We start from the raw sequence: 16,883 nt of genomic DNA on the forward strand, positions 1-16,883 counted from the left end.
GATGTTTTTTGTATAAATTTTATATGAAAGCTTGGCAAGTCGATCCAACCTGCCAAGTAAATTTGAAGTTATTTTTTCTTAATGATAATCTTCTCGCCATCGCTATCAATGGTGATCTCATCGCCACTTTCAAGCTCATCTTTCAAGATCATATCAGCGATCTTATCTTCAACTAGCTCATAAAGCGCTCTTCTAAGAGGTCTTGCGCCATAAACTATGTCAAAGCCAGCTTTTGCGATAAATTTCTTAGCTTCTTCGCTTAAAACTGCCTTGATACCGCGGTTGTGAAGAGTCTTTTCAAGCTCTTTAAACATGATCTCAACGATAGAGATTAGGCCTTGTTCATTTAGAGGATTAAATATGATAGTATCATCAAGCCTATTTAAAAACTCAGGTTTAAAGTAGTTTTTAAGCTCGTTTTTAACAGCCACATCACGATCCTCGCCCTTTAACTCCATTATGAAATTTGAAGCAATGTTTGAAGTTAAAATGATGATCGTATTTTTAAAATCAACCGTTACACCTTTGTTGTCAGTCGCACGTCCATCATCAAGTATGCCAAGAAGTATGTTAAATACATCTTTGTGAGCCTTTTCAACCTCGTCAAAAAGTATTACTGAGTATGGCCTTCTGCGAACTGCCTCTGTTAGCTGACCGCCTTCATCGTAGCCTACATATCCTGGAGGCGCGCCAAGAAGCCTGCTCACGCTATGTTTTTCCATATATTCGCTCATATCAAAGCGGATAAGCGCCTTCTCATCGTCAAATAAAAATTTAGCCAAAGCCTTAGCAGACTGGGTTTTACCAACGCCTGTTGGTCCAAGAAATAAAAACGAACCAATCGGCCTTTGACCTTCATTTAGCCCTGCTTTGTTTCTTTTTACAGCACGTGCAAGTGCGTGTAGTGCGTCATCTTGACCGACAACGCTCTCTCTTAGATACTCTTCAATGCGCAGATACTTCTCTTTTTCGCTTGTTAGCATCTTCTTAACTGAAATTCCAGTCCATTTGCTCAAAATTTCAGCTACAAGCTCTTCATCGACTTGATTTTTAAGAAGCACGCCCTCTTTTTTCATGCTCTCCCATTTTTCTTCAAGCTCGTGTTTGTGCTTTTTAGCATCTGCTATCTTGCCATATTCTATCTCGGCAGCTTTTTGAAGATCACCATTTCTTTTTGCTATCTCAGCTTGTGATTTTAAGCTATCTATCTCTTTTGTAGCTTTTGAAATTCCGCCGAAAACTGCCTTTTCATTTTCAAATTTAGTATCAAGTGCTAGCTTTTTCTCATTTAGGTCAGCTATCTCTTTTTCGATCTCGCCAAGTCTTTCTTTGTTTTTATCAGCATCCTCCATCTTTAGAGCTTCTTTTTCTACTTGAAGCGTTACGATCTCGCGTTTTATCTTTGAAAGCTCATATGGCTCGCTCTCTATTTGCATCTTAAGCTCAGCTGCTGCCTCATCTATAAGGTCGATCGCTTTATCTGGCAAGAAGCGGTTTGCGATGTAGCGGTCACTTAACCTTGCTGCGGCAACTAGCGCGCTATCTGTTATCGTGATGCCGTGATGAACTTCAAGACGCTCTTTTATACCACGTAAAATTTGAAGTGCCTCATTTACGCTTGGCTCTTTAACGTCTATTGGTTGAAAACGTCTTTGAAGTGCTGCATCTTTTTCAAAGTACTTTCTATACTCTTTTAATGTCGTCGCACCAACAGCGTGAAGCTCGCCACGTGCAAGAGCTGGTTTTAGGATATTTGCCGCGTCCATTCCGCCCTCGCTCGCACCAGCTCCAACGATGGTGTGAATTTCATCTATAAAAAGTATGATGTTACCAGCTTTTTTAACCTCGTCAATGACAGCTTTTAGCCTATCTTCAAACTCGCCTCTATACTTTGCGCCAGCTACGACTGCACTCATATCAAGCGCGATGACACGCTTGTTTGCAAGGCTTGTTGGCACATCACGAGCGACTATCTTTTGAGCTAGCCCCTCAACGATGGCTGTTTTACCAACGCCTGGCTCACCTAATAATATAGGGTTGTTTTTGCTCTTTCTTATTAAAATTTGCATCATCCTAGTGATCTCTTCATCACGGCCGATGACTGGATCAAGCTCTTTATTTAGCGCTTTTTGCGTTAGATCGATACCAAATTTCTCTAAGCTATCAAGAGTATCATCGCCAGTTTGGCTATCTATCTTTTTACCACCTCTTATGCTCTCAAGGTTCTTTTTGATCTCTAAGATATCGCAAAATTTGCTTAAAATTTGTTTGATCTCACTAAGCTCAAGAGATGAGATGATCCATGTATCAACAGCTATGTAGCTATCGCCCATGCTTACCATCAAAGCTTTTGCATTTTCAAGAGAATTTATAAGCTCTCTTGAAACTGAAACGTTATCTTTTGTAACGTTTGAGCTATTTGGAAGTGAAGAAATTTTACTTTTTACTTCAAGCTCGACGGCGTCTTTACTTACATTCATTTTATTAAACACTTGGTTTAAAATAGAATTACTATCTGCAAGTAAAGCCCAAAAAATATGAAGCGGAACAACTTGCGGATTTTTAGAAAATATCGCTAAACTAATACCTTTTTCAAGAGTTTCTTGCATCTGAGCTGTTAAATTTTCTGTTATATCAGCCATTAAATCTCCTTGGATTATTTTATATGGTCGCCATTATATAACTTTAGTCTTATATTGTCAAGTATTTTTATAATGCTTGTCACTCTTTTTATTTAATTGCTAAAATTTACCGTTATAAATTTGTATCAAAAAACTATCCAAAAGCAAAAATATAAGCTTAAATTTATACTTTTTTTAGCCAAAAGCTAATAGAATTGAACCAAAAATTATAGGAGAAATTTTGAATAAATTTAGTAGATTTTTTGCACTAAAAATTACAGGTGCTTTGCTTATCTCAAGCGTAGCAGTAAATGCACTTTTTGCAAAGAGTGAAGACGAAGCAAGTGCGAAGCTTGAAGCACTTTCAAAGCTTACAAAAACAATTTCAACCGTTGAAAAATACTATGTTGATGACATTAAATTTAAAGAGATCATCGATAAAGCCATTGCTGGTTTAATGCAAAATTTAGATGCCCACTCAAGCTTTTTAAATGAAAAAGCCTACAAAGATATGCAGGTGCAAACAAGCGGAGAATTTGGTGGCCTTGGCATAACAGTTGGCATGAAAGACAGCGCACTAACCGTTATCTCACCGATAGAAGATACCCCAGCTGATAAAGCAGGTATAAAATCAGGCGACATTATCTTAAGGATAGATGGTAACTCGACTATCGGTACAACGATAGATGAAGCAGTAAATAAAATGCGCGGCAAGCCAAAAACTCCAATAACTATCACAATTTTGCGAAAAGGTGAGCAAAAACCATTTGATGTAAAGATTATAAGAGATCTAATAAAGGTTGAATCTGTCTATGCAAAAATGATAGAAAATGACAATATTCTTTACGTGCGTGTCACAAATTTTGACAAAAATGTTGTTACAAAGGTAAAAGAAGCGATCAAAGAGTATCCAAAAGCAAGTGGCATCATACTTGATCTTAGAAACAATCCTGGCGGACTTTTAAATCAAGCTGTTGATCTAGTTGATCTTTTTGTAGATAACGGCGTCATCGTCTCTCAAAAAGGTCGCGACGCATCTGAAAATGTAGAGTATAAAGCAAGTGCTAGTAAAACTCTTTCAAAACTACCGCTTGTTGCACTAGTAAATGGTGGAAGTGCTAGTGCTAGCGAGATCGTAAGTGGCTCACTTCAAGATCATAAACGTGCTGTAATAATCGGCGAAAATACCTTTGGAAAAGGCAGCGTTCAAGTAATCCTACCAATAGACGATACAGAAGCATTAAGGCTAACCATCGCAAGATACTACTTGCCAAGTGGCAGAACTATCCAAGCAGTTGGCGTAACACCTGATGTAGTCGTGCATCCTGGTAAAGTGCCGCAAAGCGACGATAGTGCATTTAGCATCAAAGAAAGTGAGCTAAAAGCGCACCTAAAAAGCGAGCTAAACAAGATAAATCCTACAAGTGAGGGCAATAAAACTGAAGCAAAAGATGATAAAAAGATAATCACGCAAAAAAAAGTTGATGAAGATATTCAATTAAAAACAGCAATTGACACGATCAAAATTTTAAAAATAAAACAATAAATTAGAAGGAGATCTCCATGCAAAAAAGAGAGCTTATTTACGAGGGAAAAGGTAAAAAAATGTATGCCACAGACGATGCAAATTTGCTTGTGGCTGAATTTAAAGACGATCTAACAGCATTTGATGCTCAAAAAAGAGGCAACGAAGCTGGTAAAGGCGCATTAAATAATAAAATTTCAACACAGCTTTTTAAGCTTTTGGAGAGCAAAGGCATCGTGACTGACTTAGTTGAGACTATCAGTGACACTGAGCAAGTAGTCAAAAAATGTGAGATCATACCTCTTGAAGTTGTTGTGAGAAATATCGCAACTGGTTCACTTAGCAAAAGACTTGGCATAAAAGAAGGCACAGTTTTACCTTTTACTCTTGTTGAGTTTTACTACAAAAACGATGATTTGCACGATCCATTAGTAACAGATGAGCACTGTATCATTATGGGATTAGTAAAGAGCGAAAAAGATCTTCAAACTCTAAGACACACAGCAAGAGAGATCAACTCTATATTATTTAAATTTTTTGCCGAAAGAGACCTAAAACTAGTTGATTTTAAAATAGAATTTGGTATCGACAAAGACGGTAATATCATTCTAGCTGATGAAATAAGCCCTGATAGTTGTAGATTCTGGGATGCTAAAACTAATGAAAAACTTGACAAAGATAGATTTAGACAAGATCTTGGTAGCGTAAAAGTAGCTTACGAAGAAGTTTTAAGAAGAATTTTATCGTAAGGACAAAGATGAAAGCTGTTGTAAATATAGCATTAAGAAGCGGGGTTCTTGACCCTGCTGGTAAAGCAGTGGAGCATGCTTTAAATTCTCTCGGATTTAGCGGTGTATCAAATGTCAGGATAGGCAAACAAATCGTTTTAGATATCGTTGAGAGTGATAAAGCTAAAGCGAATGAGCAGCTAAAAGTGATGTGTGAAGAGCTTTTAGCAAATACCGTCATCGAAGACTATGAGATCGTGCTATGAAAGTAGCGATAATACTTTTTCCTGGCACAAACTGCGAAGAAGACACAGCTCACGCATTTAAATTGCTTGGATGCCAAACACAGATCATTTGGCACAAAGAAGATAAGATTGATGCTGATCTAGTTGTACTTCCGGGTGGTTTTAGCTATGGAGATTATCTAAGAACAGCTGCGATAGCTAAATTTAGCCCAGCGATGCAGGCTGTAAAAGAGCATGCAAAAAAAGGCGGCTATATCTTAGGAATTTGCAATGGTTTTCAGATGCTGCTTGAGCTTGGACTCTTAAAGGGTGCTATGAGAAGAAATGAAAATTTAAATTTCGTCTCAAAATATCACCACCTAAAGGTAATCTCAAATAACAATAAATTCTTAGCAAATTTAGCCAAAAATGAAGTAGTTAATATACCTATCGCTCACGGCGAGGGCAACTATTATACTGATGAAAACACTCTAAAAAGCCTTTACGACAACGATCAAGTATTACTAAAATACTGTGATGCTAAAGGTAACGAAATAAATCCGAACGGCTCAGTCGACAATATAGCTGGAATTTGCGATGAGGGCAAAAAGATTTTTGGTCTTATGCCTCACCCAGAGCGCGCTTGTGAGAAAATTTTAGGTACAGATGATGGCATGAAGATGTTAAAAGGTCTAGTTTGGTAAAACATTTTCTTTTTATTTCCCTGCTCGTACTAAATTTATTTGCTGTAAATACCGACGAAGTAAGCGTTTTTGACATGATGGACGAAGCTAGGGAGGATAAATTTGTAAATAGCCCTACTTCAAATCCAAAAACTCAAAAACCGCTAAAAGAACAAGATTTTTCAAGAAAATTTGTATCACCACAGCCAGAGCGTATCACTCCAGAGCAGATGCGAAACATCGTGCCAACAAACGAGCCAGATATTAGTGTCCCAGACAATCAAGTATATGATAAGATCAAAGTAAAAGAGCTTCTTTTAAAAGCCACAAATGTGCCAAAAAATGTTGTTATAGGAGAAATTTTTAGTGTTGAGATAGTGGCTGATACGCAAAATGACTTTGAGTTTGGGTTTGAGACACAGCTTGATGAAACAAATATCAAATGGCTAAATAAGAAAAATTTTCAATGGGTAAAAAGTGAAGACAACAAATATGTAGGTACTTTTTATCTTGAGGCAACAAGCATTGACGCAAAGACTTTAAAAGTTAGCTTAGATCTAAAAAGAAATGGCGAAAACTATCAGAGCTCAAGCATAAATATCTTTTTGCCAAAGCTAAAAGAGCTTAGAAGCGATGAGAACTACAACCATATCGTGGCTGATAATCTTGAAGTTAAGAAATTTAAGACAACAAAATTTGATGATATAAACAATATCATGGTTGTCGAAATTTATGGCAACAACGTAGATCTAAGTGCTTTTAATATTGAAAATAAGACAATTTTAAAGCAAGGCGTAGATACAATAAATGGCGACTTTAACTCACAAAGCGCATATTATTTTGCAGTATTTAAGCCAAATAAAAAATCGCTTGACTTTAACTACTACAACCTAAAAAAGGCCAAATTTGAAAGTTTTTCTTTGCCAGTGAGCGTCGAAGATGACGACGTCAGCACACAAATCGGACTAAACCCAAAACAAAGCGAGTTTAGCACCTATAAAGATGTCACGATCTACTCTTGTGCGGTAATTTTTATATTATTAGCTATTTGGCGTAGAAGGCTTAGCTACTTTTTTGTGGCAGCCATTTTTATAGCACTTGGAATTTATACCTACAACCCTTTTGGTAAGGCTGTTCTAAAACCAGATATTAGCGTTTCGATCTTGCCTACAAAAAACTCAACCATTTTTTACACATCCCATAAAAATGAAAATGTAGAAATTTTAGACACAAAAGGCGACTACTCAAAAATTTTATTTGCTGATGGTAAGATTGGCTGGGTAAAAAAGGATAATCTTGTCAAAAATTAGAGCTTTATTTTTTGCTATTGAGTTTGTTATTAGCGTTGTTCTAGTCGTCTTTTTTATGTGGCTATTTAATGATAAAAATAGAGCCATAAGAAAATTTTGGGGAAGATCGCAAAGGTTTTTTGGTGGATATAAACTTGAAGTGATAGGCAATTTTAGTGATGAGGCAAATATCTTACTTATAAACCACCAAAGCATGCTTGATATCATCGTCATCGAAGAGCTTCACCCAAAAAATGTCTGCTGGATCGCAAAGGCACAGATCGGTAAAATTCCTATAATTGGTAAAATTTTAAGCTTGCCAAAAATGATAGCGGTTGAGCGTGAAAATAAACATTCACTAATAAAGCTTTTAAGTGAAGCAAAAGATAGGGTTGAAAATGGTCGCGTTTTAGCCATATTTCCCGAAGGAACTAGATCTCAAACTAATAAGCTTTTACCTTTTAAGGGCGGTGCAAAACTATTAGTTGAAAAGCTAAATTTAAAAGTTCAGCCTATCGTTATTGTAGGAAGCGATGCGATGAAAGTAAAAGAATTTAGCTTTAAAAAAGCAGATATCAAGCTCTTTTGTCTTGATTTAGTCGATACTTCAAAAGACAACTGGCTAGAGACGACTAGAGAGAGTATGCAAAAAGTCCTAAACGAAAATAGAAAATAAATTTGGCTTTACAAATTTACAAAGCCCCCCTGCTCTATATCATTATCTATAAAAATTTGATTTTATATACTAGAAATTTTTATCAACAAATTTAAAAAGGTCTAGCGGGAGCTAGACCTAAAAATATTAGCTTAAGAGGTAAGCTTTCAAGTCCTAAAGACACTAAGTTTTGAATTTAATGCATCTGTCATCTTGTTTAGATGTTCTGCTGCTGAAGCTATCTCTTCGACACTTCTAGCATTTTCAGATGAAATTTGGTTGATATTTGAGATGCCTTCCATGATTTCATTTACATTTTTGCCAGTTGCTATGTAGTCTTGCATAGTCTTATCAGACATTGCTATAGCGTTATTCATTGTCTCACTCATAACATTTATAGTTTTTTCAACGTCGCTTGCCACGTGAGTTAGCTCTTGGATCTGTTTAGAGTTGATACCCATTTGCTCACTGCTATCATTGATCGCTTGAACGATGACATTGATAGTTGCATTTATCTCAGTTAAACTCTTTTGAGTCCTCTCAGCTAGCTGTCTAACTTCATCAGCAACAACGGCAAAGCCACGTCCATGCTCACCTGCTCTTGCAGCCTCAATAGCGGCATTAAGTGCAAGTAAATTTGTTTGATCAGCTATATCATTGATAACAACAAGGACTGATTTTACCTGCTCGGCATCACGGCTAAGCTGATCGATCTTATCAGCCATTTGATTTTCTACATTAGCAGAATCAATAATCTGAGCTGATAGCGATCTTATAGCTTCAGTTGCCGTTTTTATATGCGTGCTTGCTTTTTGAAGATCGTCTTTGCCAGCTTGAGCTACCGCTAAAGATTCTTTCATATTTTCTTGCATTACTTTACATCTTTGATTTGTCTCTTCTACTATTTCGGTTGATTTTTCTACACGTTTACCTGTCTGAAGAGATGTAGAACTAAGCTCATTTGCAACAGAGCTATTTTCACTTGAAAGGTGCTTTGTATCACTTATTAATATTCTTATTCTTTCAATAAAATCATTTATATCTTTACTTATCTTAGCTATCTCGTCTTTACCATAAATAGGAATTTTAATTGTAAAATCAGATGTTATCGCATTTAAATTTGTTCCTAGTCTATCAATAGGATTTGCAACCATCTTCTTAAGCAAGAACATCGAAACGGCTATCAAAAGTAAGGTAACTATGATGCTTGCTATGATGAAATTTTTACTAACTACTTTTAGTGGTGTTAAAAAATCATCAGTAACAGCTGAACCTAAAACCATCCAGTCTAGTTTATCAAATGACTCAAAAGCAACTATGCAGTCAACCCCATCAATTATAATAGGCTCAATACCCTTTCCTTTTTTAACAATATTATCCATAGTAGTTTTTAATTCACTACTTAGCTCTTGATTTGCCTTGGTTGGATGAAAGTCAAATTTACCAGTTTTAGTATTGTAAAGAGAAAAATATCCATGCTTACCAAGTTTCATCTCAGAAAAAGTCTTTTTCATATTGTTTAATCCCTCGGTAGGATCATAACCAACAAATAAAATTCCTATTACCTCGTTATTTTCAATAATAGGATCATAAATACTCATATAGTTGCGTCCAAATAAATTTACAACGCCTATATACCTCTCTTTATTCATGATATTTTTATAGGCTTGACCGTTTTTGTCAATCATTGTACCAACAGCTCTACTGCCATCAGCCTTCGTCACCGATGTACTAACTCTTAAAAAATTATCACCAGATTTTGCAAAAATCGTTGAAATTCCGCCTTTTGTAGCGTTATTAAATTTATCTAGAATATCGTAGTTATTGTTTAAAATACCATTTTGAGATATTAGTTCTATCGCTTCGTATTTACCAGTCTTACTCATCTGATGATTAGTTGAAATTTTTCCAATCATCTCTTTAAAAACACTCATTATTAGCTCTGCACTACTTACATTATCTTTTTCAAATAATTTAACAGTATTCATAGCAAGCTGGACGTTTTGTTCTACTGTCGTAAGCACACCATCTTTTATCTCACGCTCTAAAATATTTGATGTATATACGACAAAACATATCATAGATACTGCTAAAACCGTAGCAATCGTTGCTGAAACTTTTACCAAAATGCTTCGTAAATTCATTTTGTCTCCTTTTTCCAAAAATTTTAGCCTTAATTATAGCACTATTTTAAATAAACTTTATACAAGAATGCATAATTAATAATAATTAATAAATTATCGTTATTATTTTATTCATAAACTGTAACTTTTTTGAAATCATTTTAAAAAATTAATTTAAAAACCTTGATAGTAATGCTATCAAGGTTAAGTATATTTTTATCACTTTGTGTTATAATTTGCCAAAAATTTTAAAACAAGGAAAAGAAAAATGGCAGATAAATTTGAATTTCAAACCGAGGTCAATGACCTTTTAAATTTGATGATCCACTCTCTTTACTCAAACAAAGAGATATTTTTAAGAGAGCTCATCTCAAACTCAAATGACGCTCTTGATAAGCTAAACTACCTTTGCTTGACTAATGAAAAGTATAAAAGCTTAAGCTATACTCCAAGGATCGACATCAAAGTAGATGATAAGGCTAAGACTTTAACCATTAGCGATAATGGTATCGGTATGGATAAAGATGAGCTCATCGCAAATTTAGGTACCATCGCAAGAAGTGGCACAAAAGGTTTTATGAAAAATTTAAGCGGCGATGCTAAAAAAGATAGCTCGCTGATCGGTCAGTTTGGTGTTGGCTTTTACTCAGCATTTATGGTGGCAAACAAGATCGAGGTCATAAGCAAACGAGCACTTAGCGACAAAGCCTATAAATGGACATCTGATGCAAAAAGCTACGAGATAGAAGATGCTAAAAAAGATAGCTTTGGAACGGACATCATCTTACATTTAAATGACGATGAGTTTGCAAATTCTTGGCGTATCGAAGAGATAGTCAAGAAGTATTCAAATCACATTCCTTATCCTATATTTATGGATAAACAAAGCTATGTCGCTCCAAAAGAAGGCGAAAAAGAAGGCACATATGAGACTAAAAATGAGCAAATAAACAAGGCAAATGCGCTTTGGAGGCTAAACAAAGCTAGCCTTAAAGAGCAAGATTATAACGACTTTTATAAGCAAATTTCTCACGATAGCAGTGACCCGCTCCTTTACATCCACACAAAAGCTGAGGGTAAGATCGAGTACTCAACTCTATTTTATGCGCCAAGCACCGAGCCATTTGATCTATTTAGAGTTGATTACCAAAGTGGCGTGAAGCTCTATGTGAAAAGAGTTTTCATCACAGATGATGCAAAAGAACTCTTGCCGCCATATTTAAGATTTATCAAGGGTATCATTGATGTTGAGGACTTGCCACTAAATGTTAGCCGCGAAATTTTACAAGAAAATGCGATCATGCGAAGTGTCAAAGAGCAAAGCGTGAAAAAAATCTTAAGCGAGCTTGCAAAGTTAAAAGATAACGACCGCGAAAAATACATAAAATTTTACAAACTATTTGGCAAGGTTTTAAAAGAGGGGCTTTATGGATTTAACGCTGAAAAAGAGCAAATTTTAGATCTTTGCCTATTTAAAAGTTCAAAAAGAGACGGACTTATCAGCCTAAAAGAGTACAAAGAAGCGATGAAAGAGGATCAAAAGTCGATCTACTACATCAGCGGCAACAATGAAAATATGCTAAGAAATTCTCCGCTTCTTGAGAGTTTTAAGAAAAATGATATTGAGGTTCTTATTATGGATGAAGAGATCGATACGATCGTTATGCCAATGGTCAATGAATTTGACAAAACACCTCTAAAATCAGTCTCACACGCTGATATAAATGATGAGATCAAAAGCGGTGAGAAGGTCGATGAGAGCAAGGTTGCAAACACGCTTGTTCAAATGAAAGAAATTTTAAAAGATGAAGTCAAAGATGTAAGACTAAGCTCAAGACTCTCAAGCTCGGCTGCGGTGCTAATTTACGATAAAAACGATCCTGATTACGCTATGCAAGAGATGCTAAAACAAATGGGACAAGGCGTAAATGCTCCAAAAGTTAAACCGATCTTGGAGATCAACGCTGATCATGAAATCTTTGCAAAACTTGAGAAAAATGAGGCGATGGTTTATGACATCGCGCCTTTACTTCTTGATATGGCAAGGCTAAATGAGGGCATGAGCCTAGAAAATCCTGCTAAATTTTCAGAGCTATTAACGAAAGTCATGTTAAAAGCTATCTAAATTTATAAAGCCCAAGAGAAATTTTGGGCTTTACTCTTCTTTATAAAATTTAAATTTCTATAATAGATCGACCTGTACACCATCTTGGATCTCAAGAAAAACAGTGTGTCTTGTGTTTATTGTATTTCCATTGATAGTTTCTTGGCGATTAAATGTCGCTTTATAGACTTGATTTACTGCGTCACCATCGCTTGTGACATCTACTTTGTTATATATGTCACCTACAACACTATGTTTTCTATTTAGCGTAGCAACATCAGCTTTTGTAGCTTTTACAAAGTCATGTGTGAGCTGTACTAGGTCTTTGCTATCGCCTATGACTTTTAACACTGTATTTACACTCTCACTAGCTGCACTATTGCTTGCATCCCTTGTGTTTCTGCTATCAATAATATCAAAGACACCATCTGGGCTAAATTTTATAGATACCGCCTGATCGGCACTTCCTAGCTGGATCTTTTCAAAGTTATTTATCTTTTTAACGTTATCTAAATTTGAAAAATCCACATCATCAATAACTATCAGAGTGTCCACGCCGCCTCTGCCATCTATCATTCTACCCTTACTATAAACAAAAGCATCGTCTAGGTTGCCACCTTTTATATCACCCTCTTGTCTTAGATATACTAGATCGCCAAAATTTGATTCGCCGTATTTACTAGCGTCACTTAGCTCGTAAGAATTTGTAGTCCCTATCTTTTTTAAATGTCCATTTTGAATAAGTGCTTCAACGTAATTATTACTAAAGAGATGCGTGCCGCTACCTTGTGCTCCAACTAGCATAGATGAAGGATATGGATCTTGAGGGCCATAAGTGTTTGCTACACTTTTTGGAAGCATATATAAAGATAAGTTCATCTCACCAGTTCCGTCCATATACTCCATATCAAGTTTATAAAAACCAGCTTTATCAAATGTAAAATCCCTACTCCACCACTGGCCATTTTTACCATATGATGCTTCGGTAGCTGGGTTTATATATGTTGTTGGACTTCCAAATTTTTGTGTCGTTCCATTTATAGTAAGCTCTGCATAGTTATGTAAGTATGCTGCTCTTACAGAGTATATTCCAGGTGCACTTACATATATCCAGCCATTCATCTTCATAACAAGATCAGAACCAACAGGATTTGACTCACCAAGAGTATAGTTGCCGGGTCTACCTTTTAAAACACCATTTGCAAAGCCTATATTATCACCAGTACCAGCAGCAGTATCGACGCCATTTCTAAATTTCTTTGGTGCATATGGATTAGACGCATCGTATAAGGCACTATCTCCGTGTCTACCAACTCTAGCTAGGTCCTCCGCATGCATATTTCCTTGATTAGACAAAGTCTTATAGTGTGTTCCTGAAGCAAACTGCACAACATCATAGGTAGTAGAGGCACTTGGGGAATAAATTTCCATATAGTCTTTATAAATAGACTTACCTCCTCGCGTACTATAAACACCAGAATTATTACCAACTCTAGCTCTCCATGACGGATCTACGTAGTTGTAAAACCACATATCAGCATCAAGACCGCTGTTGCCAATAAATGTAACAGTGCTAATAGATACGTTTCCTGCGGCGTCAGAATTTTTTATCATAAAATTTGCCCCAGTGCTATTGGCTGATAGGGCAAAATTTTCAGAATAGCTATGTGTATTATCAAGAGACGAGCTTTTGTGAACAGAATTTAGCAAATCATAAAGATCAACTTTATTTATGGTATTTTTATTAAGAGTGTTATTGCCATTTGAGTCGGTTCCGATACTGCCTGAAATATCTACACTAGTAACATTAGACGTGGCATTTGGTGTTCCTATCGCATCTGGAGTAGCATCAAGATCGACTCGAACCAAGAGATCATCATCTTTTGTTTCATCACTTTTTAAAACAGTCGCTCTAATATTTGAGTATCTTTCATCTAGCTTTATCCCAAGCGCTTCAAAGTCCATATTTACACGCTTGTCCGCACCTACAACTAGGTCTATATAGTTTTGTCCGTTTGGTAAAATTTTAGCATTACCAAGATTATCTTCAAGAGCTAAACGAAGCTTGGTTCCAGGAGCACGGTCTACACCAAAGACTATATTTGGCTGCTCATCGTTAGTAAGCGAAATATTGTACTCTTTTATAGTTTTGCTCTCATTATCAAAGTTATTTTTCTGAATAACTTTTTCATTATCTCCTGCCCTTAAGTATTTTGCGATATTTATAACTCCTCCATCTATCTGCGTAGCAAGCTTTACATCGTCAATATACTCTAAAATTCCAAAGTCAAATAATCTACCGCGGATACCATCAGTCGTCGTAGCCTCGCCAGGTGTTGTGATAGTCGCTCTAACCGGCGTAGAATGATCCATAGAAATAGGAACGTCTGGTATGCTAAATTTACCACCGGCTATTGGAAGCGGTGCCGAACCATCACTTGGTATAGCTGTTAATCCATCGTCGCTTATGGTATATTTGACAGTTGTTGTAATAGATGGTATGGTAGGAGTTGATATCGTGACGTTTATGCTGCTTCCTGGTTTTGTATTGTTAGGTAGGTAGATATCAAGATCGCTTTGAGTCGATGACGAGCCAGAAGGAGTTGTGATACTATCTATCAGTCCATCACCATCATTATCCCTTGCAAACTGCACCTTTATGCTATTATCTAGAGTTATCTTGTCTGTGACTGGGGCCGCTTTATTGCCAGCTTTGTCAGTAAATGTAGTTGTAAAATTTGTCGTAAGCCCATAAAGCCTTGTGGTAGTCTCTATAGTACCATTATTTACACTAATAGGCACACCATCATCTCTCGTGGCACTATATACACCAGATGCGTTTTGAGAAATTTTAATAGTGATTTTATCTGTTTTGCCATCACTTCCTGCGATATCTATCTCAAATTTATCACCATCTTTTGCATCGTTTGGAATTTTTATCTTTATCGGTGTCTTTACACCATCAGGGCTAAAGCCGCTCTCCTTACTGGTTAGAACACCATCTTTATCGTTATCTTTTGCAAACTGTATATGTGGGGATTTAATAGGTGCAACTGTATCGCTTGAAATTTCACTCACGCTTGAAGCTTTTAGGGTGCCAGTCGTGCCATCAATGATCGTCGTACTTAGCCTTTTTATGCTTGGATCGCTCGAGTTTGTTGGATCAGCAATTGTTATCTTGCCATTTTCTATAGGGATAATTTCTGTGCCACCATCAAGCGTAGCGGTAAGTCCGTCAGATGAGATGATATATGTCTTTGTTACGCTTGTTGGTGCGCTAGCTGGATCATCAACTTTTATACGGATTTTGTCACCAGCTGTAGCATTGTTTGGCACATAAATATCTATCATCAAGGCTGTACTACCACTTTTTGCGAGCTCGGCTAAATTTATCATGCCATCTTTATTCTCATCAAGTGTAAAAACAGCGATTGGGTCGTTATTGTTTGCTATGGCTATGGTTTCAGTTACACCTGGATTACCCGACTTACTTATCATTTGGATATTTACATTTGTTGGAGTTGAAGATGAAATTTTAACCGCATTTGCTACGTTAAAACCGACATTTCCACCACTTTCACTTGTAAGCGGATAGCTCTCACCGCTCTCTTTATCTACAAGCATATTACCAGATGTTTTAACCAGCACTTTTTCATGTAAAGTTCCGTCAGGATCAGTGGTAGTTAGTTTTATCTTGTCGCCTATTTTCATATTTGGTGATAAGATGACCTTTGCATCATCACTTGGTGTGCTAATTGCTGGATTAAAGCTATTTTCGCTTGCATCTATGACGCCATCTCGGTTTAAATCTTTACCCAAAACTACCTTTTTAAAAGCAAGAGTTGGAGTGATAGTATCAACACTTGTGGCTATATTTGCCACAGATGAATTAGTGCCATTTGCTAGAGTGATACTAGAATTTACACTAAATGTAGCATTTGGAGCGACAGTGACACTTGGAATGATAAATTCTTTTTGCTCTAGGTTTGTAGCATTTGACGAAATAGGTAAAATTTCACTTGGATTATTTATATTTATCACGCTTGTATCAGCTTGATCAACTTTATAAACAAGCATAGTCTTTACACCGTTATTTATGACTTCTAATGTCACTTTATCATTTGGCTTGAAGTCATTATTAAAAGCAACCGCTATACTTGTATGGTTTGGATCACCGCCTGCTTCTACAATATTTATATAGCCGTCGCCATCAATGTCTTTTAAAATTCTAACACTTGGTGCTGCAATAACTGGAACACTCTCTTTTTGCTCTACCGCTACTACCGCACCGCTAATAGACCTATGTGCCAATGCCGACTCTTTTAATATGACTGGCAGTACAACCGCACCACCATCAACACTAATAATATTTGAGATATGACCTTGTGTATCAAAATTTAAACCATTTATGCTTACAAAGCTACTACCGTGGTTTGAGCCATGAGAACTATGACTTGCGTTATGAGAGCTGTCGTCTTCGCCTTTGTTTTTTGTTTCTTCATTCTCAACAAGAAAATTTCTCTTATCTTCTTCTATCTGGGCTTCGCTGCCTTGCGTATTAAAATTTGCTTTTGATAGCTCTTTTGTGATGATAATAGTTTGGGGCTCAAGTAGCGTGATTGGCGAAGCGTGGTAGAAATTTATAACGATAGTGTCACCGCTACTTTGTGTGATGATCTCATCGCCTAAAAATATCTCATCCCCCTGTTTTAGTGCGATCAACTTTCCATTGCGTTTTACAAATACTTTTCCACTTATTTTTGCGACTATACCAACGTTTTGCATATTTAGTCCTTTAAATTTAATAATCAATCCATTTAAAATTTCACTCGATTATAGCTAAAAAATATTTTATATAAATAAAAGAATTTACATAATAAATTTTATTATTTTTGATCCATTTTTATATTAAAAATTTTTATAAAATGCCA

The 16,883-nt window shown here is 36.3% G+C and carries 9 protein-coding genes and 2 pseudogenes; 7 read left to right on the forward strand and 4 right to left on the reverse strand.

Features of this window, described 5'->3' with window-relative positions:
- Positions 1-68: 68 nt before the first annotated feature.
- Positions 69-2,642, reverse strand: a complete 2,574-nt coding sequence (locus tag TH67_RS02710) for an ATP-dependent Clp protease ATP-binding subunit (protein ID WP_072594247.1) — start codon at positions 2,640-2,642, stop codon at positions 69-71.
- A 208-nt stretch (positions 2,643-2,850) separates the two neighbouring features.
- Here TH67_RS02710 and TH67_RS02715 point away from each other — a divergent pair, with 208 nt between their 5' ends.
- From TH67_RS02715 to TH67_RS02740, 6 genes are read left to right on the forward strand one after another with little or no spacing between them, the layout of a single operon-like run.
- Positions 2,851-4,167 (forward strand): S41 family peptidase, encoded by a 1,317-nt coding sequence (locus TH67_RS02715; protein WP_374057345.1) that lies wholly within the window; start codon positions 2,851-2,853, stop codon positions 4,165-4,167.
- Positions 4,168-4,184: 17 nt separating this feature from the next.
- A complete protein-coding gene (purC, locus tag TH67_RS02720; protein WP_021091373.1) occupies positions 4,185-4,895 on the forward strand; it encodes a phosphoribosylaminoimidazolesuccinocarboxamide synthase in 711 nt (236 codons plus the stop codon).
- An 8-nt stretch (positions 4,896-4,903) separates the two neighbouring features.
- Positions 4,904-5,140: a phosphoribosylformylglycinamidine synthase subunit PurS gene (gene purS, locus TH67_RS02725; RefSeq protein WP_072594248.1), complete on the forward strand. Its 237-nt coding sequence runs from the start codon at positions 4,904-4,906 to the stop codon at positions 5,138-5,140.
- A complete protein-coding gene (purQ, locus tag TH67_RS02730; RefSeq protein ID WP_072594249.1) occupies positions 5,137-5,802 on the forward strand; it encodes a phosphoribosylformylglycinamidine synthase I in 666 nt (221 codons plus the stop codon). The genes purS and purQ overlap by 4 nt, the downstream gene beginning before the upstream one ends.
- Positions 5,796-7,091: an SH3 domain-containing protein gene (locus TH67_RS02735; protein ID WP_072594250.1), complete on the forward strand. Its 1,296-nt coding sequence runs from the start codon at positions 5,796-5,798 to the stop codon at positions 7,089-7,091. The genes purQ and TH67_RS02735 overlap by 7 nt, the downstream gene beginning before the upstream one ends.
- Positions 7,072-7,746 carry a lysophospholipid acyltransferase family protein gene (locus TH67_RS02740; protein ID WP_072594251.1) on the forward strand — a complete coding sequence of 225 codons (675 nt, stop codon included), beginning with the start codon at positions 7,072-7,074 and terminating at the stop codon, positions 7,744-7,746. The genes TH67_RS02735 and TH67_RS02740 overlap by 20 nt, the downstream gene beginning before the upstream one ends.
- Positions 7,747-7,892: 146 nt before the next feature.
- On the opposite strand, the pseudogene TH67_RS10765 reads toward TH67_RS02740, so the two are convergent.
- Both TH67_RS10765 and TH67_RS10770 read right to left on the reverse strand, forming a co-directional pair.
- Positions 7,893-8,945: pseudogene (locus TH67_RS10765) on the reverse strand (methyl-accepting chemotaxis protein); the annotation flags it as partial.
- 27 nt (positions 8,946-8,972) lie between these two features.
- Positions 8,973-9,869, reverse strand: a pseudogene (locus tag TH67_RS10770) (Cache 3/Cache 2 fusion domain-containing protein); the annotation flags it as partial.
- A gap of 247 nt (positions 9,870-10,116) precedes the next feature.
- Between TH67_RS10770 and htpG the strand changes: the two are divergent.
- On the forward strand, positions 10,117-11,973 hold the full coding sequence (htpG, locus tag TH67_RS02750; protein ID WP_072594253.1) for a molecular chaperone HtpG: 1,857 nt from the start codon (positions 10,117-10,119) through the stop codon (positions 11,971-11,973).
- Between the two features lie 57 nt (positions 11,974-12,030).
- Here htpG and TH67_RS02755 read toward each other — a convergent pair whose 3' ends face one another.
- Positions 12,031-16,737, reverse strand: coding sequence for a hypothetical protein (locus TH67_RS02755; RefSeq protein WP_072594254.1), 4,707 nt, complete (start codon positions 16,735-16,737; stop codon positions 12,031-12,033).
- Between the last annotated feature and the right edge of the window lie 146 nt (positions 16,738-16,883).

Source organism: Campylobacter concisus, assembly GCF_001891085.1.
Classification (GTDB): domain Bacteria; phylum Campylobacterota; class Campylobacteria; order Campylobacterales; family Campylobacteraceae; genus Campylobacter_A; species Campylobacter_A concisus_O.

Bases quoted from the DNA above. Each gene is read 5' to 3' on its own strand.
- TH67_RS02710 (WP_072594247.1), bottom strand. From the start codon at position 2,642: ATGGCTGATATAACAGAAAATTTAACAGCTCAGATGCAAGAAACTCTT.
- purC (WP_021091373.1), top strand. From the start codon at position 4,185: ATGCAAAAAAGAGAGCTTATTTACGAGGGAAAAGGTAAAAAAATGTAT.
- purS (WP_072594248.1), top strand. From the start codon at position 4,904: ATGAAAGCTGTTGTAAATATAGCATTAAGAAGCGGGGTTCTTGACCCT.
- purQ (WP_072594249.1), top strand. From the start codon at position 5,137: ATGAAAGTAGCGATAATACTTTTTCCTGGCACAAACTGCGAAGAAGAC.
- htpG (WP_072594253.1), top strand. From the start codon at position 10,117: ATGGCAGATAAATTTGAATTTCAAACCGAGGTCAATGACCTTTTAAAT.
- TH67_RS02755 (WP_072594254.1), bottom strand. From the start codon at position 16,737: ATGCAAAACGTTGGTATAGTCGCAAAAATAAGTGGAAAAGTATTTGTA.